This is a genomic window from Streptomyces angustmyceticus (assembly GCF_040701845.1).
Classification (GTDB): Bacteria; Actinomycetota; Actinomycetes; order Streptomycetales; family Streptomycetaceae; genus Streptomyces; species Streptomyces angustmyceticus_A.
In genome coordinates this window covers 428,640-452,824 of sequence record NZ_JBFBHQ010000006.1, presented here as the reverse complement: position 1 = coordinate 452,824, position 24,185 = coordinate 428,640, and the positions used below count along the sequence as shown (strand labels likewise).

Sequence of the window (24,185 nt, the reverse complement as noted above, 5' to 3'; positions counted from 1 at the left end):
CCCATGTCGACCGACGTCAGCGGATGATCGAATGCCGGCCTGGTGCCCGCCTATGGGGCCCCGACGACGAGGACTCCGTATGGGAGGTCGGCATCGATCTCTTCCTCCTCTACAGGGGCAACGCCTACGACGGTCTGGCCTGCCTCTTCGGAATCCGAAACTCCTTCGGCTTCCGTCCCCTGGCGGAAGATCGTGGCTTCCCGGACGAGGCCTCGGATGGGCTGCGAGGTGAATTCGCCGGCTACGGCGGCCCCCACGATGTGCACGGGATCACCTGGCTGACCTGCGCCGAGCTGGACACCACGGACTGGCAGGAAACCGATGCCTCGGGCACGCGAACCCGCGCCTCAGCCGCAGGGACGGACACCGACTGGGGCCGGGTCTGGAGCGTCATGCGCATCCTCAGCGAAGTCCACGGAGCCGAGAACGTACGCCTCGTCGTTTGGTTCCACTGACTCGTGGCTGAGTACCTGGTTGGCCGGACTGGCCAACTACGAGGCTCAGTCACAGGCGCGTGCGGCGCGGGCGGACTTGGTAGCCATGAAATAGAGCATGTGACCGACCCGTTTCCCCTTCCTGCCGACCTGCCGCGGCTGAGGGTGATCGCGACCGACCTGCGGCTGGAGCTGGAGCGTGTGCACCGCAGCATCGCCGAAGCCGAGCAACGCGAGCGGGAGGCCGCCCGCCAAGCCGCTACTCGCCCTATGCCGCCGCCGGCCTGGACGATGCTGAGGGACGTCAGCGCCGACCCGCGACCGGTGGCTGTTCACCACGGCCAGTGCACCGTCGGGCAGCCCCGCGTGCGGCCGATCACCCGCCGCGCCGCCCTTGCGCGAGGTGCCAGCAGCCCTGCCCTGCCACCGGTAAGGCCACGGCGGCAACTCGCTGTGCACCCAGTGCCGCGCCACGGTCGACGCCGGGCGGACCAAGGCATCGGCCACCACGTAGCCGTCGGCTGCCGCTTAGCTCGCAGGTCACAGGCCGGGGTAGGCATCTTGGTATCCGGCTCGTCCTCCCCTGGGCGGGCCACTACCGGCGGGGGTAGCGCTCGTCACCGTTCACCAAGCGGCGGATGACCCGGCCGAAGCGGCCGGTGTGGCTCGGCCACCTGAATGCGGCAGCCGGCGCAATGCACTCCGCCGGCCGGCAGCGCTCCCTCTTCCCGCGGGTCGTACCCGCGGGGGCTGCTCTCCAGCGGCCCCTCGCACTCCTGGCACACCGGATCGGGCTCCCTGACGGCCGCGGCCTACTGCGCCGCCCGCCGCTCCACCTCTTCCTGGCGCTCGTGCTCGCGCCGCTGCTTGCGGAGGCCAGGTTGCCCTCGGCGTTGGTGCGGCTGGCCGAGCCGAGCGGCTCCACCCGGCCGTCGCGGCCGAGGACGAGGCAGCCGTTGCGGACGATCTGCGCGCCGGCCGTGCCCGGACACATCAGCTGCTGGATCTGCTCGGCGGTCGCCATCTTCACCACGCCCAGCGCGGCGAGAACAACTGCCGCGTCCTGGCAGTCGACCCGTACGGCTGGCGCTTCGTCCCGCCCACTTCCCACCTCGCCGGCGTGCTGCACAAGGCATCCTCGTGACCTGTCACCGGAGTCTCAGGACGCCAGGAGCGCGATCGTCGAAGATCTCGACCAGCCAATCGAAGACAGTGGCGCCGCGCTCGTCTCTCGCTGCGGCAAGGTCGGCGCTGACCGAAGGGCGGTTCGTGGGGTGACAGCGCGACAACCGAATCTCCAGCTGGCGAGCTGTCTCGGGATAGCCGAGATGCTCGCGAGACACCTGGTGGTCGCGCCACTCAACCACATAGTCATCGTCGTCGGGCGTCCCGAAGCCACCGCTGAGGCAGTCGGCGAAAGCGTCGAGATTCCGACCGAAGTGGCCGCCGGGACCGTTGATCGCTTCGCCAATCGCGTGCCAGAAGTCTTCCAGCGTTCTGATCTGCGTGCCGTCCAGCACATATTTCGGTGTCACGGCTCGGAGGATACGCACGGCTCCGCACCGTGTCGCTCCGGTTGCGACTGCCTGCCCTTAGAGATCCCGCGGGTAGGGCCGCCGTCGCGAGCGCCGCGATACCGCCGCCCGGACCAGCGGAATCCCTTAGTGATCGAGCGATGATCGGTCGTGGCGACGGACCCGCGAGGGCGGTTTGCCGTTGGGGGGCTGAGTAGGGCCCCACGCGCTCGGCCGAGAATTGACAGTTCGTTACTCGTTACCACCGGGTTCTCTGCTACGTCTGACCGAGACGGTCGAAACCTGACAGGGCGCACATGCCCCACGCTTCCGAATTCCGGACCGAGACGTATTGCGTTAGAGCGCGCTCCAACTCCTAGGTTCGGAAACATGCGATACATCAAGCTCGGAACGACCGGACTGGAAGTCTCCGCCATCACCCTCGGCTGCATGAGCTTCGGCGAGCCGGACCGGGGCGGCGAGCCCTGGTCGCTGGGCGCGGACGCCAGCCGGGACATCATCAAGCAGGCCCTTGAGGGCGGCGTCAACTTCTTCGACACGGCCAATGGGTACAGCGCCGGAAGCAGCGAGGAGATCGTCGGCCAGGCGGTCAAGGACTTCACCCGGCGCGAGGAGGTCGTTCTCGCCACCAAGGTCTGGATGCGGATGCGCCCCGGCCCGAACGGCGCCGGGCTGTCCCGCAAGGCGATCTTCGCCGAGCTCGACGCCTCCCTGAAGCGACTGGGGACCGACTACATCGACCTGTACCAGATCCACCGCTGGGACTACGACACCCCGATCGAGGAAACCCTCGAGGCGCTGCACGACGCGGTCAAGTCCGGGAAGGTCCGCTACATCGGAGCCTCGTCCATGTACGCCTGGCAGTTCGCCAAGGCCCTGTACCTGGCTGACCTGAACGGCTGGACCCGGTTCGTGTCGATGCAGGACCACTACAACCTCATCCACCGGGAAGCAGAGCGGGAGATGCTCCCGCTCTGCGCCGACCAGGGCATCGGCGTGATCCCGTGGAGCCCGTTGGCGCGGGGCAGGCTGACGCGGGTCCGGGACACCGCCACGGCGCGTGCCGGGACCGACGAGGGCGGCAAGATCCTCTACCGCGACGGGGACCGGGCAGTGGCCGAGCGCGTCCACGAGATCGCGGGCAAGCGGGGTCTGTCCCCGGCCCAGGTCGCCCTGGCCTGGGTCATGCGCAACCCGGCGGTGACCTCGCCCATCGTCGGGGTCACCAAGCCGGCCCAGCTGTCCGACGCGGTCGCCGCGGTGGACGTCGAACTCGACGAAGACGAGGCCGCCTATTTGGCGGAGCCCTACCAGCCGCACGAGGCCGCCTACCTGGAGGAGTCCTTCTACAAGTCGCGCCCTGTGGCGGGCTCCCGATAGTCCGGGCTACCCCCGGGCCCCCCTTCGACGAGTCCTCGGCCCCGGCCTTCACAGCCCTGTAGTCGGCCCGGCGGTGCTTGCGGGCGACCGCGCGCAACTGCATGATCCGCGCACTGCCGGCCAGCGCGGTGAGCAGGATGCCCGCCACCGCGGCCGGCACCAGGGCCACGCGCAGCGGAACGTGCCTTGCGTACTACGGCCGGCCCACCGCTTCGACAGCGCCCGGTTCTGGTGCCAGTTCGCCGCCGGCGCCGGAGACCTGGCGGCCGCCTGCTGCCTGTACTTGCATCAGTGACCGCCTTGCCCCGGGCCCTGTCCTGCTCCTGAAGCGGGGCGGGCCCGGGGCGGGGCGGGGCGGTCTGACGAGCGATGAGTGGGCACGACTCGTACCGCATCTACCGAAGACCGTTCGCCGGGCTGGCGGTTGAGCATCACCGGAACGCTGGTCGGCCACTCGCTGTGCGGCATGAAGCAGTGAATCGAGGGGCGGACGGTAGGCGCCAAGGGCGGTGCCCCGGAGCAGAGTTGCCGTGCGCTGCGCGAGCGTGTTGGACCGAGTTAATTTCCGTTCATTCTGCAACCGTCTTGGTTTTGTTTCTGTCTGTCTCTGTAGCACCTCTTCCGTCCCACCGGCCCCACAGCTCCGGGGGACGGATCCGAGGGGCGACCGATTGTTACCCATTGGAGGATTTGTGCGTAACCGAACCAGGAGCATGGTGGCAGGTGCTCTGGGCGCCGCCTTGGTCGCGGGCGTGGCCGGCGGCGCCATGGCAGCACCGACGGACGGCAACGAGCGGGGCCAGGACCAGCCCCCCACGAGTGCTGCCAAGCGGAGCAAGATCACCCCGGGCGACCTCGACGGCGACGGCCGTGCCGACCTCGGCGTGGGAGCGCCCGAGGGCACCGTCTCCGGGAAGTCCAAGGCGGGCTACGTGGGCGTGACCTACGGCGCCAAGGGTGGCATCGACACCAAGCGGCACAGCACGCTGACGCAGGCCAGCGCGGGCGTGCCCGGAACCCCGGAGGCCAAGGACGGTTTCGGCTCGACCGTGGTGCGCGGCGACGTGGACGGGGACGGTTACGCCGACCTGGTCGTCGCCGCGAACAACGAGGCCATCGGCAGCACCACGCAGGCCGGTTCCGTCACGATCGTCTTCGGCTCCAAGAGCGGCCTGTCCCGCGACGCCATCGCCTTCCACGCGCCGAAGGTCGCCGCCAACGCACACTTCGGCGACAAGATAGCCGTGGGCGACCACAACAAGGACGGCCTCAGCGACCTCGCCATCTCCGACGGCACGAAGGTGCAGCTCGTCAAGGGCGCGAAGAACCTGCGGCAGACCGCGACCCCGAAGATGACCAGCGTCACCCCGCCCGGCGGCGGCGTCAGCGTCGAGCACCTGGCCTCCGGCGACATCAACGGGGACGGCTACGCCGATCTCGTCACCGTCGCCTCCGAGGACTCGCCCTCCGATGAGGGCACGCTCGGCGTGCTGCCTGGCTCGTCCGGGGGCCTGAAGAGCACGCCGCTGGGCAAGGACATCCCGCTGCCGTTCGCGCAGTACCGCCCCGTGGTCGGCGACATCAACGGCGACGGGAAGGATGACGTCGTCACGGACACCGGCTTCTCGGACGGTCCGCAGGAGCAGAAGCTGCGCACCTACCCCGGCACCGCCGGCGGGCTCGACTCCGCCAAGCCGGTGGACTGGAAGGGCAAGGCGCAGGAGGGTGAGGCCATCCGGCTCGCCGACTTCGACGGCGACGGCCACGACGACCTGGTGGTCAGCAACACCGGCGCGGAGGCGCCCGGGGGCTATAACAACGCCGGCGCCATCAACGTGCTCAAGGGCACCGCGAACTGGCTGACCGACGAGGGGGCGCAGACCTTCTCGCTCGACACCGAGGGCGTCCCTGGCTCCATGGAGGGCAACGACAAGTTCGGTACGTCCGTCTCGCCGGCCGATTACAACGGTGACGGCAAGGCGGACCTGGCCGTGGGCATCCCGAACCGCACCGAGGGCGTCGGCGCGGCGGCCCTGCTGTATGCGGGCACCGACGGGCTGAGCGCCAAGGGCTCGGCACTCATCGACCCGAGTGACCTGGGTTCCCCGGCGACGAAGGGCCGCTTCGGCACGGAGCTGACGAACCCGGCCAAGTAGGCCCGGACGCCGGGGCCTGTTCGGCAGGTCACGTGCCTGTCTGCTGGTGGGCTCCTTGTTGCCGAGAGGGAGCGGGTGACCTGCCAGATGCCGAGTGGGAACGGCTGCGGCCGTTCCTGCCGGTCAAAAACCGGCGTCGTGAACCGTGCCGGGATCACCAGCAGGTGATCGACGGGGTTCTCCACCGGGTACGAACCGGTATGCAGTGGCGTGACCTGCCCGAACGGTTCGGCCCACGAAAGACGCTCTATGACCTGACCGCCCGGACAAGTCCTAGGAGCGCCTGCCCACGTCCGGGTGACTTCCACCATGGCGCCGAACTCCCGGGCGGCCTGGGGCGTCTGTCTGACCATGAAGATCTCTGAAGAGCGCCTGCGCGAGCCGGGCCTGGTCGTCATCGACATCACCGCGGCCGACGAAACAACCGCCACCCAGGCCGCGACGGTGTTCGGCGAGCTATGAATCTCCAGCGGCCCCTCCGCCCCCTGGCACACCCCCGGCCAAGCCGGCGTCACGGTCCGCGCCTACGCCGACCTGCACCGCACCCCTCTGACCGGCGACGCCTTTTGACCCCGGCATCTGCTGAACATTCGCCGCCAGTTGTCCCTCAGGGGCGGTCAGCTACCGCGTCGACTCCGGCTCCACGCAGCTTGCGGGCGAGGTACTCCACCTCGGGCAGCCGTACTGCTCGCCAACACGATCGGCTTGGACCGCGACGATGCGGCCGGCTGCGTCGCGGCTGATGGCCCGCTGGCCCGTCACGTGGTCACGCAGCGAGAGGGGCTTCCGTCATGGCCGTAGCGGTAGTGGCGCTCGTGCGTTGCGCCCGGCGTGCGCACTACCTGGTGAGTGACGTGGCCGTTGACGTCCCAGGCGTGGTCGACGCTGAGTACGTTGTCGAGGATGCGGCGGGTCTCGCAGCCGAAAAGGTCGTGTGTGAAGTGCAGGTGGTGGTCGGCGACCTGGTAGGAAGAGACATCGTCGGCTGTGTCAAAGGCCCAGCGGCTTACTGAGCCTAGCGGTGTGTGACGTCCGGTGAGCCGTCCGACTGGTCCCGGCGGTCGGTTACCTCGCGTGGAAGGCACTCCGACGCCGGGCGGGCCGCTGATGGGTAGTACTGGGTATGCGGTCGCCCCGTGGCGGCGCGCTCTACATCGCGGAGGTGCAGATGACGCAGTGTCCCGGGGCGACCCCGTACCCGATCCCGCCCGCAGTACAGGAAGCGTACGGTCCGACGGATCTCAGCTCGATGTCGCTGTTCGGTGGGGGGTTCATCAACTTCGGCTACTGGCAGGACATCGACCTCGGCCGACCGCTGACCGAAGACGACCGGATCAGCAGCCAACAGGCCATGTACCGCCACGTGCTCGCCGCCCTGGCGCCCGTAGAGGGGCCGCGGGTCCTGGAGGTCGGATCCGGGCTGGGGGTCGGCTGCGCCGTTGCGCTCGAGGAGTACGGCTTCGCGCACGTCACCGGCATGGACATCCATCCGCAGCAGCTCAAGCGGGCTGAACAGGCCAACGCCGATCTGTTGGCCCGCCGCGCCGAACGGCTGCGCTTCGCACACGGAGCAGCCGAATGCATGCCGTTCGCGGAGGGCACGTTCGACTGCCTGTACAGCGTGGAAGCCGCCCAGCACTTCCGTGATCTCGACGCGTTCGCCCGGGAGGCCGCACGCGTGCTGCGGCCCGGCGGCCGCGCCGTCATCGCCAGCTTCTTCGTCCCCGACTCCGACCCGGCCCGACCCGAGCGGCTGGCCGAACTGCTCGACACTTACAGCACCGGCCTGGACGTCGCACACACCATCCCGCAGCTCACCGGCAGCCTCCAACGGGCCGGTCTGACCGGGGTCCGCGCCACCGCGATCGGGGCGTCGGTATGGCCCGGCTGGGACTGCTGGCTGGCTCGCATGTGGGAGCCCGGCACCTGGCCTCGCAATTTCCTGCGGGCCTATCGCGAAGGCACCCTCGACTACTTCACGGTCACCGCACAACGATCCATGCCATGACCCGGCGGTCAGCCTTTGGAACCGTTTCCCGGCGCCTCCGAGCAGCGAGAACACGCACGCAAAACTGCGGCATCCCGACATAGGCCGATGGGCCGGAGTGACTGTCTCGCCCTGGCAGCCACTGCACCTGAACCGCCCCGCCCCGCCCCGCCCCGCCCCGGGGAGAACCTGATGGCACACCCCTTCGGCACGCAATCCGCGTCTCGTGTGTAGCGGTGCCCGTGGCTCGCGGCGATGTGGCCCCTGCGGGAAGGAGCCTGTCCGGGCCGTGAGGCGAGCAGGACGCCGAGCACGCGGCCCCAGGTCCATTGGCGGCCCAGCAGCGGTGGCGGGCCGCTCGGCCTTCCAGGATCCGAACCTGGCCGGGAGGTCTCACCAAGGGATACCGATGCGGTACCGGAAGACGATCGCCTCCACCATGCGGCGGTGATCGGCCCACGGCCTGCCACGACGACCGGCACTGGAGGGCAACAGAGGGCGGATGCGGTCCCACTCCCCCAGTCGGTCAGCCGGGCATGACGAGGCAGCAGGATCAGACCACAGAGGTGCTGTGCACCCGGGCCGGCAGCCCGGCCGGCCGGGCTCAGTCGATCGTCTTGATCACCTGGGCGGGCACTCCCGCGGCCGTGGTGCCGGCAGGAACATCATGAGTGACCACTGCACCGGCAGCGACCACCGCACCGGCACCGATGGTCACCCCCTGTGTGATCACGGCAGCCGTCCCGATCCACACGTCGTCCTCGAATGACGATCGGGGCGAAGGCCCGCTGCGCGATCCGGACGCGGCCCAAGAGGTGTGACCCAGGTGCGGTGACTTTCACCGCCGGGGCTGTCCCGGCGGTGACGTTTTCACTTGGTCACCGGATCTCCGGGCTGCTGCTGGGCCAGGGACTGAGATGCGGGCGGCCGCCACACCGGGTGGGTGCGGCGGCCGTGGGTGGAATCGGTTCGTGGTTCGAGTCAGTCAGCAGAGCGGCGGATCAGCCCGGCGTCACCGCGCCCTCTGGCACTCCGAACCACTCCTCCAGCGCCTCCGCCAGCCCGGCCGTCGATGTCGACGCCTGCGCCCCTGCGTCGGCCGCCCAGGCGGTGAAGCCATCCGGACGGACGAGGACCGCCACCAGTTCCGGGCGGGACGGGCAGCCGGCCGTCAGGGTGTCGACGCGGCCGGCATACCTCGCAGCGAGGGCTCGGAGTTCCGGGTCGTCGGTGAGGTCGAGCAGGAGCGCCCGGCCGCCGTGGAGGTGGTCCGCGAGGCGGCTGCCGTCGGCGAGTTCGAGGTCCGGGGCGCTGCGGCCGGTCAGCGGGTGCTCGCCCGGCAGCTCGTAGCGCACCCCGGCGCTGTTGAGCCGGGCGGTGAGGTACGTGGTGCCCGTGACCGTCTCCGCCAGGTTGCTGACGATCTCGCGCAGGGCCCGGGACTGCGGGTCCGGGCGCATGGCCGCGACCTGGGAACGGGTCCAGTCAAGGATCGCCGCGCCGACGGGGTGCCGTTCGGCGGTGTAGGTGTCCAGCAGCCCTTCCGGCGCCCGGCCGCCGATCACCGCGGCGAGCTTCCAGCCGAGGTTCATCGCGTCCCCGATACCCAGGCTCAGCCCCTGGCTACCGAACGCGGAGTGCACGTGCGCCGCGTCGCCCGCCAGCAGCACCCGGCCTTTGCGGTACTCGGTGACCTGGCGGGCGTGGTCGGTGAAGCGGGTCGCGGTCCGCACCCCGGTGATCGTGACGTCCACGCCGGAGACACGGCGCAGCCTCGCCTGGAGGTCCTCCGTGGTGACCGGCGCGTCCCGGTCGGCCGGCGGGCCGTCGAACTCCACGGTGACGATGCGGCCCGGCATCGGCCCGTGGGCGTAGACCCCGGTGTCCGTGGCGGTCCAGCCGACCGTCAGGTCCTCGGCGCCGGTCATCTCCACGACCGCCTGGTGACAGGTGATCTCCGGGTCCGTGCCGGGGAATGCGAACCCCGCGAGCTTGCGGACCGTGCTGCGGCCGCCGTCGCAGCCCACGAGCCAGCCGGCGCGTATGGCCCCGTGGTTGGTCCGCACGGTGACGGCCTCGTCGTCCGCGTCGAAACCGGTCAGCTCCACTCCCCGGCGCACGTCGACGCCGAGCTCGTCCGCCCGCCCGCCGAGCAGCCGCTCGATGTCCTGCTGCGCCACGAAAGCGATCTCGGCGGCGGGTCCGGCGTCGCCGAGACCCGGCTCCGTACGGTCGACCAGGTCGGCGCGCAGCATGATCCCGGCGAAATGCCCGACGAACCCGAGCCCTTGGCCCGCGGCCCCGCCTCCGTCCCCGCCGTTCCGCTCGCGCAAGAACGCCTGGAAGCGGTCCATCGCCTGCCGCTGCACCTCGGCCAGCGCGGGCAGCATGCCCCGGCGGTAGAGCGCCTCGGCACTGGGCGTGGTGATCGCCCCTCCCTTGATTGTCGGGTCCACTTCGGTGAGCCGCTCCAGGACGGCCACCCGCGCGCCTCCGAGCCGGAGCTCGCAGGCCAGCATCAGTCCAACCGGGCCGCCTCCGGCCACCACTACGTCATAGTCCATGGCGCCGACTATGGCCGAAGGCCGAGAAGGCCAAAAAGGCGACGCGGTGTCAAGGAGTCAACCCCGCGAGGAGGGACGGGAAGCGGGCCATCCTTGTTCCTCCTCAGCTACCTCACCCGCCCCCGCCGGTGTCCCGGCCGGTCGTCGACCGGCTCGATCAGGTGGCCGGGTGATCAGGCGGTCAGGCGGTCAGGCGGTCAGGCGGTCAGCGATGCAAGCTCCGCACGGGCGCGCTCAGTGACCAGGGCGAGGACACGGCCGGCAGCGGCCAGGTCCTTGGCGGGTATCCCTCCCCAGATGCGGGCGGTGATGGGGGCTGTCTCCGCGCTGGCGGCGGCGATCAGCTCATGCCCTGGGGCGTCCGGACCGTGTTCGGGTTCCTGAGCGAGTCGAGGAACACGTCCGCCGCCGCGCGGACGGTCATGGCCTTCCCGGTCGGCAGCTGCACGACGGTGGGCACCACTTGCCCCTCGCCACAGATAGCAGGGCCGCTTCACGCAGCGACCGAAGAACATCACCGCAGGTCACGAATCAAACAACCGCAGATATGGGGGTGTTATCTGGCGGACGACTTCAGACTCGTCCCGGAGCCGACGCACCGCCAGCCGCCCACCAGGGCCGACAGGTCCTTAGCGCCAGTTTTCGTTCCGATGTCCCTCAACCCCTGCCCATCGCACCCGGCCCCGTCAACCGAGGAACGCTGACACGAGCGGCCCTCACACCGCCACCGTGCTCCGACGGCTTCAACGGGCCCCACCACGCCCACGTGCCAGGGCCCCCGCCCAAGCCGAACTGTGCCGCCCCCAGGAGTGTTTGCCGGGTCGCCTACTCGGGGTCACTGCCCGGTTGTGGCCACGGCCCTTCGACGGCAGGGCCGCAGTCACGCGGCAGATGGGCGACGACGAGCGCTGCGGCCTCCTGCGCGGTCTCCGTCTCCCCAAGGAGTTCGGCATAGCCGGTGGCATACACCTTGTAGGGCGTGGTGCAAGCGATGAACGGCAGGTCGTTGCTCCAGGGGTATGCGGTGTTGCGGTGGAACGTGAGGCAGCCATGGCTCAGGAAGGGGAATAGCTGGCGCAGGCGTGGCTCGGCGGCCGCAGCTTCGATCACCTCAGGACTGCCGCTCCGGCGTGCCGCAGAGTGGTGCTCCAGCATCCGGCGCCATGTCGACTCGACCGTCGTTTTTGTACTCATGTCGTCGATCATGGGCAGCAGTCCGTGCCCGGGCAAGCCTCGATGGTCGGTACGAGTGTGGGACTCGGAACCAAGCAAAGGTGCCAGTGGGGGCTGGGAGGCCGAAGGCGAGGGTCACATCGAATCGCCAACCGGCGAGCTGGCGCTCCTGACACACACCCCTGCCCGCCGTCGTCCTCTTCGTCCAGTGTCGACACGACGTCGCAACTCGCGTACCTAGCCAGGCATCCGACGTTGGCCGATCGCGAGGCACGTCGCAATGGCGCGTGGGGCGGTCCCGCTGCACCAGGAACACGCGCGAAATGTCGCGCTGCGGTGTGGTGTGGTGTCGGCCAGCACCACACCGTCGGGGAAGCGGGCGTCGGGCGGGTTGTCGGTGCTCCGTAGGTGAGGTGTCGGTGGCGGCTGGAACCGTGGGTGCCGAGTTGCCCAGCGGGGCAGCCGCAGTGTCCTTCACGGCAAGGGAGCCTGTCCTCATGATGTCCACGTCCCCCGCCTCGTCCTGGGATGTCCCTCGGCTGCCGCGTGCCGATGGCCGCGTCGTCCTGGTCACCGGTGGCAACGCCGGCATCGGGTACTTCGTCGCGGAGCAGTTGTCGGCGGCCGGAGCGAGCGTTGTGCTGGGCAGTCGCGATCCCGTGAAGGCCGAGGCCGCGCTGGGCTCGATCCGTGGGCGTGTTCCCGGCGCGCGGGTGCGGGCCGTGCGGCTGGACCTCGCCGACCTCTCGTCGCTGCAATCAGCGGTGGAATCCCTGAACGTGGCGTGCCTGGATGCGGTGGTCCTCAACGCCGGCGTCGCGCTCGACGATCCGCTGCGCAGGGAGACCGGCGACGGTCACGAGCTGATGTTCGGCACGAACCATCTCGGGCACTTCGCATTGACCCGGCGGCTGATGCCGCTGCTGTCGGCCGCGCCGGCCGCCCGCTTGGTGACCATGGGCAGCTTCGCGGCGAAGTCGGAGCGGCTCGACCCGGACGACCTGCAGTCCCGGACGGACTACCGGCCCAAGCGCACCTACGGACGCTCCAAGCTGGCGCAGATGTACTTCGGACTCGAACTCGACCGGCGCCTGCGCGCCGCCGGCAGCACGGTGGCGAGCGTGGTGGTTCATCCCGGCGGTGCGCTGGACTCCCTCACTCCGTCACGGCCGCCCGTCCATGTGCGGACCACCGGCGCGCTGCTGCGCGCAGCACCGGCGGCCCTCCTCGTCCAGGGCAAACACGCCGGCGCACGGCCCGCGGTCCGGGCCGTACTCGACCCGGCCGTGCACGGCGGCCAACTGTGGGGGCCGCGCGTCTTCGGCCTGCGCGGTGCGCCCCGACACGAACCGGTATGGAGCCACCTCGCCGACACCTCCCCCGCGGCCCGGCTGTGGGACGCAAGCTGTGATCTGACCGGCCTCGACTTCGACCTCGCAACCACCCCGGGCTAGCCCGGCGGGCGGGCGGGCGGGCGGGCCGGCGGGCGGGTCGGCGGACCAGCGTGCTCAGATCGGCCGACGGCGCGCTCCGTCATAGCTGTTCCGTGACCGGTCCTCGGCGCTTCAGGAGGCCACGCCGATGCACAATCACACCTTCTCCGCCGGGGCAGGAGGCCACGCCGGTGCACAGCCACCGCTTCTCCGCCGGGGTCGGGCAGGCACGAAGGGACGGATCAGTCGTGGAACACCGCAGGGGTGAGGGTGAGCACGGCGCCGAGGGGCGGGGTGACAAGCAAAGCTGACGGCAGGCCGGCGGACGATGTCTGTGACGGGAGGCGTTGAGGGCTCTGCTGGAGTAGCCCCCGCGAGCCGCTGGACGCTTCTGGCACGGTACGCACGTACCGCAATCCGGCGCACCGGCGCACCGCAGCCTTCGGTACGGTGGCCAACTCGACTAAGTGACCGACCTTTTGAGTGAGAGGGGCACTGCACATGCCCGAGAACAGCACTCCTGCCGCGGTGGTCTCGGTGCCGGTGGGCCGGGTGATCGGCGGCCGGGCGGAGGTCCGCGACGACGACTGGGGCAAGGAAACCGCGATCATCCGGCTCGACGCCGGCCAGTACGGCCCCGAGGCGGTGGCGGGCCTGGACACCTTCTCCCACCTCGAAGTCGTCTACCACTTCGACCGCGTCCCCACCGACAAGATCCAGACCGGGGCCCGGCACCCGCGCGGCAACACCGACTGGCCCCTGGTCGGCATCTTCGCCCAGCGCGGCAAGAATCGACCCAACCGGCTCGGCGTCTCCCGCTGCCGCCTCCTCAAAGCCGACGGCCTCGACCTGCACGTCCAAGGCCTGGACGCCGTCGACGGCACCCCCGTCCTCGACATCAAGCCCTACATGACCGAGTTCGGTCCCCAGGGCCCCACCACCCAGCCCGACTGGGCCACCGACCTCATGCGCCACTACCACTGACCGCGGCGGCGGCAGGCGCCAGGAGAGCAGTCCCTCAGCTGTGCCGTGCCTGGGGAGCCTCCGGCGCGGTGATGATGTGGGGGGGGCACCGCACCGGAGGTCCCCATGGGCAGAGGGGTCAGAGCTTACGGCCGCAGATCACCACGGCGTCCGAGCCGAGCAGCACCCGCTGTGTGGGGGCGAAGCCCGCTTCGGTGAACCACTGTTCGTACTCCTTGGGCGTGTAGACCATGCCCTCACCGGACGCGATGGTGTGGAAGTACGCGGAGAGATAAGCGGACCTCTCGGGACCGGTCTCATCGTCGTTCTGGTAGGGAGTGACGACGAACAGTCCGCCTCCGGGGGGAAGTTGGCGGGAGGCACGGGCCAGCAGGCCGCGGATGCGGTCGGCCGACCAGATTTCGAGGAAGTGGGCGAAGAGCACCGCATCGGGGCCGGAGGGGAACTCATCATGAAAGGCGTCGAGGCTGACCGCGTCCACCCGGTCGGCCAGGCCCATGTCCGCGACCTTCTCCTCGGCGAGCGCCGCGATCGAGGGCAGATCGCCGATCGTGATCCGCAGGTGGGGCCACTTCCTTGCCAGGTTCGCCGCGTTGACGGCCGTGCCACCGCCGACGTCGAGCAGGTGCCGGTGGTCCGAGAGATCGACCTTTTGCACGATCTCTTCGGCGACCAGCTGGCTCACCGACCCCATCATGGTGTGGAAGGCGGATTCCAGCTGCGGGTTTTCGGCGAGCCGTCCGTAGAGGGTCGGTGCGGTGCCGGGAATTTCCCGCTGCAGGCCGACATTCGAGTCCTCGTCGAGTGCTTCGGCGAACCAGCTGATGGCGCGGTAGATCCCCTGGCTCTCCCAGGGAATGTACGCCGCAGGTGCCTGGTCGGGGTTGTGCGCGAGGGGGCGGGTGAGCGGGGTGTTGTGGTAGCCGTCGCCTTGCTTGTGCAGAAGCCCGGTCGCGGTACAGCCGAGCAGCAGGATGCGGGTGGGCTGCTCGTTCAATTCCAGTCGCAGGGCAATGTCCTTGACCGTGAGCCCCGGGTCCTTATCGAGGATCTCGAAGAGGCCGAAGCGAAAGGCGGCGCTCAAGAACTGGAAGTGATAGTGGGCCTTGATATAGGGCCGAAGGGCCACCGCGGCGGATTCGTCGGCTCGTTGCATGGTCAAACTCCTGGGACACCGGCGGAAGTCGTGTCTCGGTCAGACGACATGGGCAGAAGAGGTGCACACCCGGCAGGCCTCGCTCCGGGCAGCGGCGGGTCCGGTGGAGCTCTTGAGCAGGCGCGGGGCGGACGGCTTCGCGCGCACGCGGTGAGGTGCCGTCCCGCGCGCCCAGGCGGCGCTAAAAGCCGAGGGAAAAGGTCTTTCAGGGCACCACAGAGCCGCATATTGCTGCCGTGACGGCCCGGCTGAACCGCGAACTGCGGTCCGGTCGACCTCACTTATCCCTCCGGTGGCAGAGCGCAGGTAGGCGCATACTTCCGCCTCCGTGATTCCGGCACCGGTTGACCGGCGACCGAACCCGAAGGCAAGGGCGGACGGACGCACGAGGGCACCCCTATTTTTCGGGGAAGACCACGAAAGCCCGTGCAGTGACACCAGCACACTTCTGGTTCGCCGATGTCCCCCTTCACCATGCCAGAGGACCGGCTAGGTGATTCCCCATATGCATTGCACTGTACGGGACTTGAAGAAACAGATGTTGCTCTTATTCGCTATTTACCCGCCGGCCGGACATGCCACTGAGCCTTTTCCAACCTCAGTTTGAGCATGTCAGGTGCAGCGTGAGGACGGCCTGGACGAGGCTGGTGATACGGCTGGTAGAGCATCGCAGTTTGCGCATGAGCCGCCAGGTTTTGAGGGTGGCCATGGCCTGTTCGACGAGTGCACGGACCTTCGCGTGTGAGCAGTTGACGGCCCGCTGACCAGGGAAGAGAGTCTCCCAGCGCCCCCAGTAGGGAACTCGCACGGTGCCGCCGGCGCCCCGGTAGCCCTTGTCGGCCCAGCATTCCACTCCGGCCCCCGCCAGGGCACCGATGATGCCGTGAGTTCGCGCGGCCTTGATGTCGTGGACAGATCCGGGCAGCGCGGGCGAGGCCCACAGCAACCGTCCCGCCGGGTCCGCGATCACCTGCACGTTCATGCCGTGCTTCTTGTGTTTCCCGGAGCAGAAGGGTCGGTCGGCGGCGATCCGGTCGATCGGCAGCAACGTACCGTCCAGGATCACGAACGCCTTACCGGAGGCTGCCCTCACCGCCTCGGTGAGGGTTGGAGCCAGAGCGGCCAGGATGTCGACGGCCTCGGCGACGTAACGGTAGGCGGTGGTGGTGCCCACGCCGAATCCGGCTGCGAGCTGGGCGTAGGTATTGCCGCATCGTAGATGAGCCAGCACGAGCAGCTCCTGCCGTCCGGCGGCCAGCCGGCGCCATCGTGTCCCTTGCGCAAGACGACGTGCGGTCAGCTCACGAGCGAGGAAGCGCAGAGCGGAGGTGGACAGATCGACCCCGGCTGGGTAGACGAGCGTGCGGAAGCTCCTGGCAGGATGGCTTGGACTCGACACGCACCCGTCTACCAGGAGCTTCTCTACGCCCGGACCCCGCCCTCACCCCCAGTGGCCCCGATCCGCACGCAGGTTGAGGAAACCTCAGTGGGTGGTGGCGTGAGGGAGCGCGCGCGGAAGTGTTCGGCGCCGATCACGAGCGCGGGACGGTGATCGAAGCGACACCGATCCCCTTCGTGCCCGCGTCGTGCCCGGCTACCTGCGAGCCGGGCACGAGCTGGACTCGGTCGAACTTGCGGCTCAGGGCCGAATCGGACGCCCCTCAGTCGTGCTCAGCGAGGAGCGGTATCGGCCGGGGGCCCTGCTTCCAGGAGCGCGAGGAGCCCGGGGAATCTCTTCTCGATGTCCGCGCGTCGTAGTCGGACGCCCTTTCGGTTGCCGTAGTCGATCTCGTCAATGAGACCTGCCTCGCGCAGGACCCGGAAGTGGTGGGTCTGGGTCTGCTTCGAGATCGGAAGATCGAACGAGTTGCAGCCCCGCTCGCTGTCGCTGCGGTCGGTGGCCAACTCCGTTATCACCGAACGACGGTGCTCGTCGGCGAGGGCACGGAACACCGCACCCAGATCGAGCGCATCGGCCTCCGGGCCGTCCAGGTTCCTCCCGGCCATGCGGCACCTCCTTCAGGTACGAGTTGCATCGTACCTTAAGGGCGCGCTTCCCTGAGGTACGAAATTGTTCGTACCTTGGTCCGGTTGCACCGCCCCGTGCCGCCGCGCCCCCCAGGACCCGGCCCGGCACTCGCCGGGGGCCTGGTCATCGACACTCCGAGAGGTCATCGTCATGAAGAAGCCCGAGGTGCTGATAGTCGGTGCCGGAATCGCAGGGCCCGCACTCGCGTACTGGCTCTCCCAGAATGGATACCGGCCAACGGTCGTCGAACACGCCCGGCAGCTGCGCTCCGGTGGCAGCGCGATCGTCGTGAAGGGGCCCGCGATCCCGGTCGCCGAGCGCATGGGCATCCTCCCGCAGCTCCGCGAACTCGCCACCCGCAATCGGTCGCTGACCCTGCTCGACCCCGACGGCAGGCGAATCCTGCAACTCCCGCTCACCTCGGACAAGGCGCCAACGGTCGAGGTGACCCGAGCCGACCTGTCCGAGGTGCTCCACCGGTCGGCGCAGACCGAGGCCGAGTTCTTGTTCGACGACACGGTCACCGCTCTCGACCAGGATGAAGGCGGGGTGGACGTCACCTTCCGGCGGTCCGCGCCACGGCGCTTCGACTTGGTCGTCGGTGCCGACGGGATGCACTCCACCGTACGGCGCCTGGTATTCGGGCCCGAGCGGCAGTTCGCCAGCGACCTGGGCCTGTACGGCGCGACCGTCCCGCTGGAACCCGACGCCGTCGAGGACCCGACCGAGATGACGATGCTGACCGTGCCGAACCGGATGCTGGTTGTCCATCCCTCGCGGACCACTCCGCTCGCGATCTTCACCTTCCGGGCCGCACGGCCGACGCCCCACGACCGCAAGAACATCGCCCTTCACAAGCAGACCGTGGCCGACGCCTACACCGACGTGCGGTGGCGGGCACCGGAACTCGTGGCAGCCTTCCTCGACCACCCGGCTCCGTTCTTCGCCCCCTTGACCACCGTCAGAGTGCCCTCGTGGTCCCGCGGACGGGTCGTACTGCTCGGGGACGCGGCGGCGGCGACGGCCCTGCTGGGTGACGGGTCCAGCATGGCGATGGCGGGCGCGTACGCCCTCGCAGAAGAGCTCGCCGCCCACCCCGGTGATCACGACCGCGCCTTCGCCGCCTACGAGTCGCGGCTCCGCCGTGAGGTAGGCCCGCGGCAGCGACGCGTCGGTCTGCTCTCCAGGCTCATGGTGCCCCGCACCCGGCCGGGCCTCGCGATGCGCAACGCGGTGGGCCGCGCGGTCGGTCGCACGAACCCGATCGCCTCTCGCGAAGCCGCAAACCGGTAGACCGGGTCCGCACCGACCGGTCACCGGTCGGTGCGCAGCTCCGCGGCAGCTCTCAGCCCGGTCGGCGCCGCCATGTCCGACGAGCCCGGCTCGCAGTGGCAGGTCACCGCCGATGCGGCAGGTCGACTGCTGTGGGCCTCACCCACCGTTCCCGGCGCTCGCTCGCCACGACATGGAGACTGCCGGCGACTACGCCCCCGCGACGCGGAGGTGAAGTGCTGGGCGGACAAGGCGTATCAAGGCGGCGACAGCATCACCCCGGGGCCCTTCCGCAGCCTGCATCTCAAGCTGCAGCAACGTCGGCATAACAGCACCCACGCCAGGATCAGCTGCCTCGGCGAGCAAGCCATGGCCGCCCTGAAGGGCTGGTGCCTCCCCCGGGAACTCCGCTGCAGCACCAACCGAGTCAGCGCCACCGTGAAGACCATCCCCGCCCTTCGTCACGCCTCAACCTGAGGTTGGAAAAGGCTCACTGCGAAACGGATCCGCGAATGGCTCCGGTGGCGGGATGCGCAGGCGCTCCTCATAGAGGCCGGGGTCGGCGGCGAAACAGGCGCCGCCCTCCACCCGCACTCCCAAGCCCAACACCCGCTCCGCGACCACGGAGGCGACGGGCCCACCCAGGTCCCCCCAATGACAGTCCGCCTGGCGGCAGTTGCCAGGTCCAGGTCGGTGCGTGTGCGGCCAGGGCTGCGGCCAAGGTGGGCACGCTCCTCGCGCATCTGCTCCAGACGGGGCGGCAGCAGTTCCCGGCCCCGGTCCGGGAGCGCATGCGCCAGCAACTGCTCCAGGACCGAGCCGCCATGCCGGTGGCGACCCTCTGCCCGGCCAGTTCGGTCACCACCTCAAGGAGGACCCGCACAGGGCGCAGATCCAGATGCCGGTCTTCGCATGAAGTCGTCATGTGCCTTGGAGACTCGCACCCGAGACCGCCGCGGCACTGGGCACCATGGACGCGGTCGTCGTCAGCCCTGTGGGCCTCGCAACGGCACGTGGCCCCTGCGGAACGGAACACAACGTAGGTCGTCAGTGGGCGGGCCACGCCGGCCACGGTCATTGCTGCCCACCTGGTGGTCGTGGCCGGCACCGTGGGGGCGGCCAGCCCGCTGCACCGCTCGTAGGCGACGGCGAGAGCGGCAAACCCTTCGTGCTGGCACCGCGGTGGGATGCTGCCTCCTACCTGAAGAACTCCACCGGCGGCGCACCCCGTCCAAGCGAGGGGCTGCGTCCTTCGCCTACCTGGACTTCGTTCACCGCAGCACCAAGGCCGCAGCGCCCGAGCGAGGCATTGCCGGCACCTCAAGACGGCCTGCACGAACCCGTCGCGGACCAAGCCGACCATGCCGTGTCCGATGGGTCAGATGTCAGACCGTCCCGGTTGTCCGTGGCGCAGGGTCGTGCGCCGGAAGGCGTTCAGGTCGGCGGTGTCGGCTGGCGCGTCGGGGGGTGGCCGGCAGCGAGTACGTAGAGGGTGCCGTGGGTGGCGCTGTCGAGCCCGAGCCGGGCTTCGACGGCCGTGTCGTCGAAGGCGGCGCTCTGGAAGGGGCCCAGGCCCAGGGCGGTGGCGGCCAGGGCGAAGGTCTGCCCGAGGTGCCCGGCGTTCAGGTGACTGACCCGGTAGGCGCGGGGGTGCCGGTACTTGACGCCTATGCGTTCCCAGGCGGCGACCACGAAGACGATGAAGGCCGCTTGGTCGGTGCCCTCCTGGTGTGCGCACAGTGCGCCGGCTTCGGTGTGGGTGAAGCCTTCACGCAGGAGCTCCAGGCTGTGTTCGCGGGCGTTGTAGTGGAACAGACCGGCAGGGATGCCGGTGACGTTGGGGGTGGCGAGGTAGGCGTCGAGTTCGTGCCGGGCTCCGCCGGAGGGGCTGGTGCGCCGGATGAGGGCGCCGTACTCGAAGCCGTCGATGAACTCGGCAGGGCCGAAGACGGTACCGAGCAGGACCGCGAGATCGTTCAAGCTCACCGGCCGGCTGCTTGATCTCGATCTCACGCATGATGGACACCTCCTTCGACCTCCGTTTGCGTACGCAGCCCAAACGCACCCATCACTTCCCAGGAAACGAAGGGATAGCCCAACGCTCCGTCGGCGGACCGCATATGCCCGAAACCCGCCGCCCCCAGGACACTCCGACGATCTTGACTGAGCGGCCCTGAGGGAGACCCCCTCACGTCGCCTCAGCGCCCGCCGTCAGGCCGCCCCGCCCGCCAGGCAGGACGATGAGCCGCTGGCGCCTCCGCGTGCCCCATCGACAGGCCTCAGCCCCGGCAAAGGTTGCCGGCCAGGAGCCCGAACACCCGCTACACCCGCTACACCCGCTACACCGCATCGTGGCCGACACAGCGCGCCACGATCGCAACCGACAACTGGCAGTAGCGGACTGCCAGTGGTGCGGGGGGGGAGTGCCGCCCCCCCGCCCGCACCACCTCCCTGCGACACGGGCCAGAATTCCACGAGCCAGCGCTCAGCTCCGTGGACGACGCCCGCATCCTCGGTCATTCGCCGCACTTCCGCTCGGCCCGCCGTCCCCACCCGGCCCCCCAGCGCCCCCCGAGTCCCCCCGAGTCCCCCCAAAGCACGATGACATCTGCGCGCTCCATCCCCCAGGCCGCCGGCTCACCGCCGACCGTCTCGCACACCGTCTCCTCGTACTCATCCCACTCCCCCACTCCCCCTGCAGCGGGCGGCCCGTCCCACACCTGTACGGCGACGCAAGCGGCGTGCGGGTGCCCGGCGCTGTAGAAGTCGAGACGCCCCCCGCGGACGAACGCCGGACGCGTCGATGAAACGGCTCGTTCCTAAGCGACCGTGAGCACGATCTTGCCCTGGATGTGCCCTCGGGCGGCGCGTTCGTGCGCGGCTCGCGCATCCGCGAGCGCGAACGTGCTGTCGATCGCGACGCGGACCGTGCCCGCGTCGAGCAGGTGTCCCAGTTCTGCGAGCTGCGCGCCGTTCGAGCGGACCTGGGTGCCCGTGACGGTGACGCCCAGCTTCACGGTCTCTTCTTCGTCGAATGCGCCGAAGAATACGGGGAACTGGGAGCCGCCGCGCTTGAGCGTGCGCAGGAAGCGCTTGCTGTCGGGGCCACCGACTGCGTCGAGAACGAGGTCGACATCATGCACGAGTTCCTCGGGACGACTCTTGGTGTAGTCGATGAACCGGTCGGCGCCGAGCTCGTGCAGGAACGATTCATGCGCGCCCGAGGCCACCGCGATGACACGTGCACCCTTCCATTTCGCCAGCTGTAGCGCGAAGTGCCCCACGCCGCCCGCGGCGCCGTTGATGAGCACCGTCGTGTCGGCGTCGAGCGCCACCGGGCGGTGCTGCGCCGCCTGGAACGGCGAGGGGTGATCGTGTCCGAGCTCGATCAGGAACTGCCACGCGGTGAGCCCCGCCATGGGCACCCCGGCGGCGTGCACGTGATCGATGCCGGCCGGCTTGCGTGCGAGGTCCGACGCAGGCGCGGCCACGTACTCGGCATAGGTGCTGCCGTCGAAGCTGGGGAAGCGAAGGAGTCCGAAGACTTCATCACCGACGGAGAGGCCGTCCACATCCGCGGCGACGGCCTCGACGACGCCGGACAGGTCCGTCCCCGGAATCACGGGCAGGTCGAACGTCGGCCTCGTCTCAGGAGGCAGGTTGGACATCCCCTCGCGCAGGTACCAGTCGGGTGGGTTGACGCCGACCGCGTGCACGCGAACGAGCACCTCCCCCGGCCCCGGCTCGGGAATCGGCACCTCGTCGTAACGCAGAACTTCAGGGCCGCCGTGCTCATGGAGCCGGACCGCCCTCATCGTGTGTGTCGGCATCGTTTTCTCCTGCTCGCACTGCGGGATACGCTTATCCGGATCAGCGATCCACGTAATCGGACCACTGATCCGAATATATGGACCACTGATCCGGATAGTCAAGAGGGACAGATGCGGGCCGACGCCAGGAAGAACCGGGACCACCTGCTCGCAGTAGCGGGCACCGCCATCACCGAGCAAGGCGTCGACGTGTCACTGCGTGACATCGCCCGCAGAGCCGATGTCGGACTCGCGACGCTGCTGCGTCACTTCCCGACCCGCGAGGCCCTGCTCGAGGCCCTGCTCCGCACGAGCTTCGACGAGCTGACCGCCAAGGCAGGCGCCCTCGAGACGTCCAGCTCGCCCGACGATGCTCTCGTTTCGTGGCTACGCGACTGCGTCGCATGGACAACCGAGTACCGGGGCGTGACCGTGCTGATGGCAGCCGCCATCGAGGACACCGAATCCGCGCTCCACGCTTCGTGCGTCACCCTGCGCGCAGCCGGTGCGCGGCTCCTCACCCGCGCCCAGGCCGCGGGGACGGCACGGAGCGATATCGATGGCGCCGATTTGTTTGCGCTGGTAGCCATGCTCGCTTGGCTCGGCGATCAACCCTCACTCGCGCCACGCGCCGATCACCTCTTCGAGGTTGTCGCGAGCGCGATTCTGACAAGCGCAGGGAACCGGCCATGCCAAGACCGAACGTCGCCCTCAGGTCCGTAACCGACATAGCCACACGCTGACCAGCGGACTCTGCCGCGTGCGCGGCAGGGAGCGGCTCCACGCCGAGTTCGCCAAGCCGGCCGAAGACCGCGGCAACAAGTCGCGCCGCACCCGGGAGCACCCCGCGACCGCCGCGCAGCGGCCGACGAAGGCCGCGGTGCGCAAGTCTCGGTGCGGGCCGTTCCGCGCAGACTCGCGTGGTGACCGCCCGTCCCTGAGCGGCCGTTGACGACAGGGCGTTCAGCGGCTGCCAGCATCAAAGCCCCCCGGTCAAGGGTGGGCGGCGCAGGTCGGCATAGGCGCGGACGGTGCGGCCGGCCCGGCCGGGCGTGCGCCAGGGGGCGGAGGGCCCACTGGAGAGCCGTAAGCCCGCTGAGCGGGGCCACTGCCTGGGGAGCGGTCTCTTCGTCGGCCGCAGCGATGTCCACCACGACAAGTCCCGGCTCCTTGAGGTGCTCTTATGGTGTGCTCGGGTAGGGGAACTGTTCTGAACGCCCTCGGTCCGGGGCCCATGCGCCACCCCGGACCCCGGCGCTAGTCGCCGTGCGGGGACGCGCCAGGAGCCAGTCAGACCTGTTCGAAGTGGAACGCCTTGATGAAGCAGTCGCGCGGCTGGGCAACGGCGAACAGGATGCAGTCCACGAGCGACTGCGCGGTGAGCGCATCCTTGGCCTCGCGCGGTGTGTTCTCCCATTCCTCGGAAAGCGGATCAGGGTTGTCGAAGTCGGGCGGGTAGAGGGAGATCACCCGGACCCCCTGGGGCCGCAGCCGCTTGGAGAGGATCTCGGCGAACCCTGCCTGGGCGCTCTTGGCCGCGTAGAAGGCGTCGTGTGCTTCCGAGCGGTGATGACCGGCCGTTCCGCAGGCGGAGACCATGTTCACTACATCCGGTTTTTCCGAGTTGAGGAGGAGAGGGAGGAAGTTCTTCACGGTCAGGACGGTGCCGGTGGCGCCGGAGGCGATGATGTCGATGACGTCGGCGTCGGAGGCGGACTGGAGGTCTGGGCCTTGGAGGTAGCGGGAGCCGTTGTTGATCAGCATGTCGACGCGGTCGGTGTGCCGGCCGACGTCGGCAGCGAAGTCGCGGATCGAGGCCGGGTCCGTCAGATCGCAGGTGAAGGCGTGGACCTGCTGGTGCCCTCGGCTGCGAATCTCGTCCCGGACCCGTTCAGCGGCGGCGTGCGTGCGCGCGGAGAGGAGGATCTCGGCGCCGAGGTCCGCGAGGCGGATGGCCAACGTGCGTCCGAAATCTCGGCCGGCGGCGGTGATGACCACGCGGTGATCGTTGAGTCTCATGTCGGTACTCCAGGTTGCTGGATCGGAGGTTGCAGTGGAGTGCGACGGCCACACCCCACGTCCAGGGCGGTCTGGCCTGCCTGGACGTCCAACAGGTCCAGCATCTGCTGCTTGTACGCACGCCCGGCGTCACCGGCAGCAGCCCGCAGCATGTAGGAAGCCTGGCCAGTTCGGGACACACCAAGAGTCGATGACACGCAGGCCAGTCAAACACTCGGGTTCACCGCCTGACGTCATTTCTGTTGAACATCCAC

General features: G+C 69.3%; 23 protein-coding genes and 3 pseudogenes. 11 read left to right on the top strand and 15 right to left on the bottom strand.

Annotated features, from left to right (window positions below; genetic code table 11):
- The first annotated feature begins 23 nt into the window (after positions 1 to 23).
- Entirely contained in the window at positions 24 to 455 is a 432-nt protein-coding gene (locus AB0411_RS17555) for a hypothetical protein (protein ID WP_366418176.1), read from the top strand.
- Between the two features lie 574 nt (positions 456 to 1,029).
- Here AB0411_RS17555 and AB0411_RS17550 read toward each other — a convergent pair.
- Positions 1,030 to 1,563, bottom strand: a complete 534-nt coding sequence (locus tag AB0411_RS17550) for a hypothetical protein (protein ID WP_366418175.1) — start codon at positions 1,561 to 1,563, stop codon at positions 1,030 to 1,032.
- Positions 1,564 to 1,582: 19 nt separating this feature from the next.
- The gene (locus AB0411_RS17545; RefSeq protein WP_366418174.1) at positions 1,583 to 1,969 is read right to left on the bottom strand and encodes a barstar family protein; all 387 of its coding nucleotides are present in this window, start codon (positions 1,967 to 1,969) and stop codon (positions 1,583 to 1,585) included.
- Positions 1,970 to 2,338: 369 nt separating this feature from the next.
- Here AB0411_RS17545 and AB0411_RS17540 point away from each other — a divergent pair, with 369 nt between their 5' ends.
- The 6 genes from AB0411_RS17540 to AB0411_RS17515 all read left to right on the top strand — a co-directional run bounded on the left by AB0411_RS17540 (position 2,339) and on the right by AB0411_RS17515 (position 7,513).
- A complete protein-coding gene (locus AB0411_RS17540) occupies positions 2,339 to 3,349 on the top strand; it encodes an aldo/keto reductase (protein WP_366418173.1) in 1,011 nt (336 codons plus the stop codon).
- A 713-nt stretch (positions 3,350 to 4,062) separates the two neighbouring features.
- Positions 4,063 to 5,505, top strand: coding sequence for an FG-GAP-like repeat-containing protein (locus AB0411_RS17535; protein WP_366418172.1), 1,443 nt, complete (start codon positions 4,063 to 4,065; stop codon positions 5,503 to 5,505).
- 32 nt (positions 5,506 to 5,537) lie between these two features.
- On the top strand, positions 5,538 to 5,870 hold the full coding sequence (locus AB0411_RS17530; RefSeq protein WP_366418171.1) for a transposase: 333 nt from the start codon (positions 5,538 to 5,540) through the stop codon (positions 5,868 to 5,870).
- Entirely contained in the window at positions 5,803 to 5,967 is a 165-nt protein-coding gene (locus tag AB0411_RS17525; protein ID WP_366418170.1) for a DUF6207 family protein, read from the top strand. The genes AB0411_RS17530 and AB0411_RS17525 overlap by 68 nt, the downstream gene beginning before the upstream one ends.
- Positions 5,968 to 6,296: 329 nt before the next feature.
- Positions 6,297 to 6,518, top strand: coding sequence for a hypothetical protein (locus AB0411_RS17520; RefSeq protein WP_366418169.1), 222 nt, complete (start codon positions 6,297 to 6,299; stop codon positions 6,516 to 6,518).
- 110 nt (positions 6,519 to 6,628) lie between these two features.
- Positions 6,629 to 7,513 carry a class I SAM-dependent methyltransferase gene (locus AB0411_RS17515; RefSeq protein ID WP_366418168.1) on the top strand — a complete coding sequence of 295 codons (885 nt, stop codon included), beginning with the start codon at positions 6,629 to 6,631 and terminating at the stop codon, positions 7,511 to 7,513.
- A gap of 372 nt (positions 7,514 to 7,885) precedes the next feature.
- Here AB0411_RS17515 and AB0411_RS38135 read toward each other — a convergent pair whose 3' ends face one another.
- The 6 genes and pseudogenes from AB0411_RS38135 to AB0411_RS17490 form a co-directional block, all read right to left on the bottom strand.
- Positions 7,886 to 7,984, bottom strand: a complete 99-nt coding sequence (locus AB0411_RS38135; protein WP_403148497.1) for a hypothetical protein — start codon at positions 7,982 to 7,984, stop codon at positions 7,886 to 7,888.
- A 112-nt stretch (positions 7,985 to 8,096) separates the two neighbouring features.
- A pseudogene (locus AB0411_RS17510) lies at positions 8,097 to 8,277 on the bottom strand (DapH/DapD/GlmU-related protein); the annotation flags it as partial.
- A gap of 216 nt (positions 8,278 to 8,493) precedes the next feature.
- Positions 8,494 to 10,056, bottom strand: coding sequence for an FAD-dependent monooxygenase (locus AB0411_RS17505; RefSeq protein WP_366418167.1), 1,563 nt, complete (start codon positions 10,054 to 10,056; stop codon positions 8,494 to 8,496).
- 197 nt (positions 10,057 to 10,253) lie between these two features.
- Positions 10,254 to 10,403 (bottom strand): annotated as a pseudogene (locus AB0411_RS17500) (MarR family transcriptional regulator); the annotation flags it as partial.
- 11 nt (positions 10,404 to 10,414) lie between these two features.
- A pseudogene (locus AB0411_RS17495) lies at positions 10,415 to 10,516 on the bottom strand (integrase/recombinase); the annotation flags it as partial.
- Positions 10,517 to 10,881: 365 nt separating this feature from the next.
- Positions 10,882 to 11,262: a DUF6193 family natural product biosynthesis protein gene (locus AB0411_RS17490; protein ID WP_366418166.1), complete on the bottom strand. Its 381-nt coding sequence runs from the start codon at positions 11,260 to 11,262 to the stop codon at positions 10,882 to 10,884.
- A 467-nt stretch (positions 11,263 to 11,729) separates the two neighbouring features.
- Here AB0411_RS17490 and AB0411_RS17485 point away from each other — a divergent pair, with 467 nt between their 5' ends.
- Both AB0411_RS17485 and AB0411_RS17480 read left to right on the top strand, forming a co-directional pair.
- Complete coding sequence (locus tag AB0411_RS17485; RefSeq protein WP_366418250.1) at positions 11,730 to 12,683, top strand: SDR family NAD(P)-dependent oxidoreductase; 954 nt, start codon at positions 11,730 to 11,732, stop codon at positions 12,681 to 12,683.
- A gap of 480 nt (positions 12,684 to 13,163) precedes the next feature.
- Positions 13,164 to 13,646, top strand: coding sequence for an SAM-dependent methyltransferase (locus AB0411_RS17480; RefSeq protein WP_366418165.1), 483 nt, complete (start codon positions 13,164 to 13,166; stop codon positions 13,644 to 13,646).
- A 118-nt stretch (positions 13,647 to 13,764) separates the two neighbouring features.
- Here AB0411_RS17480 and AB0411_RS17475 read toward each other — a convergent pair whose 3' ends face one another.
- The 3 genes from AB0411_RS17475 to AB0411_RS17465 form a co-directional block, all read right to left on the bottom strand.
- Positions 13,765 to 14,802, bottom strand: a complete 1,038-nt coding sequence (locus tag AB0411_RS17475) for a methyltransferase (RefSeq protein WP_366418164.1) — start codon at positions 14,800 to 14,802, stop codon at positions 13,765 to 13,767.
- A gap of 598 nt (positions 14,803 to 15,400) precedes the next feature.
- Entirely contained in the window at positions 15,401 to 16,201 is an 801-nt protein-coding gene (locus AB0411_RS17470; protein WP_437042360.1) for a transposase family protein, read from the bottom strand.
- A gap of 272 nt (positions 16,202 to 16,473) precedes the next feature.
- Positions 16,474 to 16,809: an ArsR/SmtB family transcription factor gene (locus AB0411_RS17465; RefSeq protein WP_366418163.1), complete on the bottom strand. Its 336-nt coding sequence runs from the start codon at positions 16,807 to 16,809 to the stop codon at positions 16,474 to 16,476.
- A gap of 172 nt (positions 16,810 to 16,981) precedes the next feature.
- Between AB0411_RS17465 and AB0411_RS17460 the strand changes: the two genes are divergently transcribed.
- Positions 16,982 to 18,124 (top strand): FAD-dependent monooxygenase, encoded by a 1,143-nt coding sequence (locus AB0411_RS17460; RefSeq protein WP_366418162.1) that lies wholly within the window; start codon positions 16,982 to 16,984, stop codon positions 18,122 to 18,124.
- 1,413 nt (positions 18,125 to 19,537) lie between these two features.
- On the opposite strand, the gene AB0411_RS17455 is transcribed toward AB0411_RS17460, so the two are convergent.
- Both AB0411_RS17455 and AB0411_RS17450 read right to left on the bottom strand, forming a co-directional pair.
- Positions 19,538 to 20,089: a SagB/ThcOx family dehydrogenase gene (locus tag AB0411_RS17455; RefSeq protein WP_366418161.1), complete on the bottom strand. Its 552-nt coding sequence runs from the start codon at positions 20,087 to 20,089 to the stop codon at positions 19,538 to 19,540.
- Between the two features lie 833 nt (positions 20,090 to 20,922).
- The gene (locus tag AB0411_RS17450) at positions 20,923 to 21,933 is read right to left on the bottom strand and encodes an NADP-dependent oxidoreductase (protein ID WP_366418160.1); all 1,011 of its coding nucleotides are present in this window, start codon (positions 21,931 to 21,933) and stop codon (positions 20,923 to 20,925) included.
- A gap of 111 nt (positions 21,934 to 22,044) precedes the next feature.
- Between AB0411_RS17450 and AB0411_RS17445 the strand changes: the two genes are divergently transcribed.
- The gene (locus AB0411_RS17445; protein ID WP_366418159.1) at positions 22,045 to 22,635 is read left to right on the top strand and encodes a TetR/AcrR family transcriptional regulator; all 591 of its coding nucleotides are present in this window, start codon (positions 22,045 to 22,047) and stop codon (positions 22,633 to 22,635) included.
- Here the strand turns inward: AB0411_RS17445 and AB0411_RS17440 are convergent.
- Together AB0411_RS17440 and AB0411_RS17435 are read right to left on the bottom strand one after the other, a co-directional pair.
- Positions 22,548 to 23,063 carry a hypothetical protein gene (locus AB0411_RS17440; RefSeq protein WP_366418248.1) on the bottom strand — a complete coding sequence of 172 codons (516 nt, stop codon included), beginning with the start codon at positions 23,061 to 23,063 and terminating at the stop codon, positions 22,548 to 22,550. The genes AB0411_RS17445 and AB0411_RS17440 overlap by 88 nt on opposite strands.
- Before the next feature lie 139 nt (positions 23,064 to 23,202).
- Complete coding sequence (locus AB0411_RS17435) at positions 23,203 to 23,931, bottom strand: SDR family oxidoreductase (protein ID WP_366418158.1); 729 nt, start codon at positions 23,929 to 23,931, stop codon at positions 23,203 to 23,205.
- Positions 23,932 to 24,185: the final 254 nt, after the last annotated feature.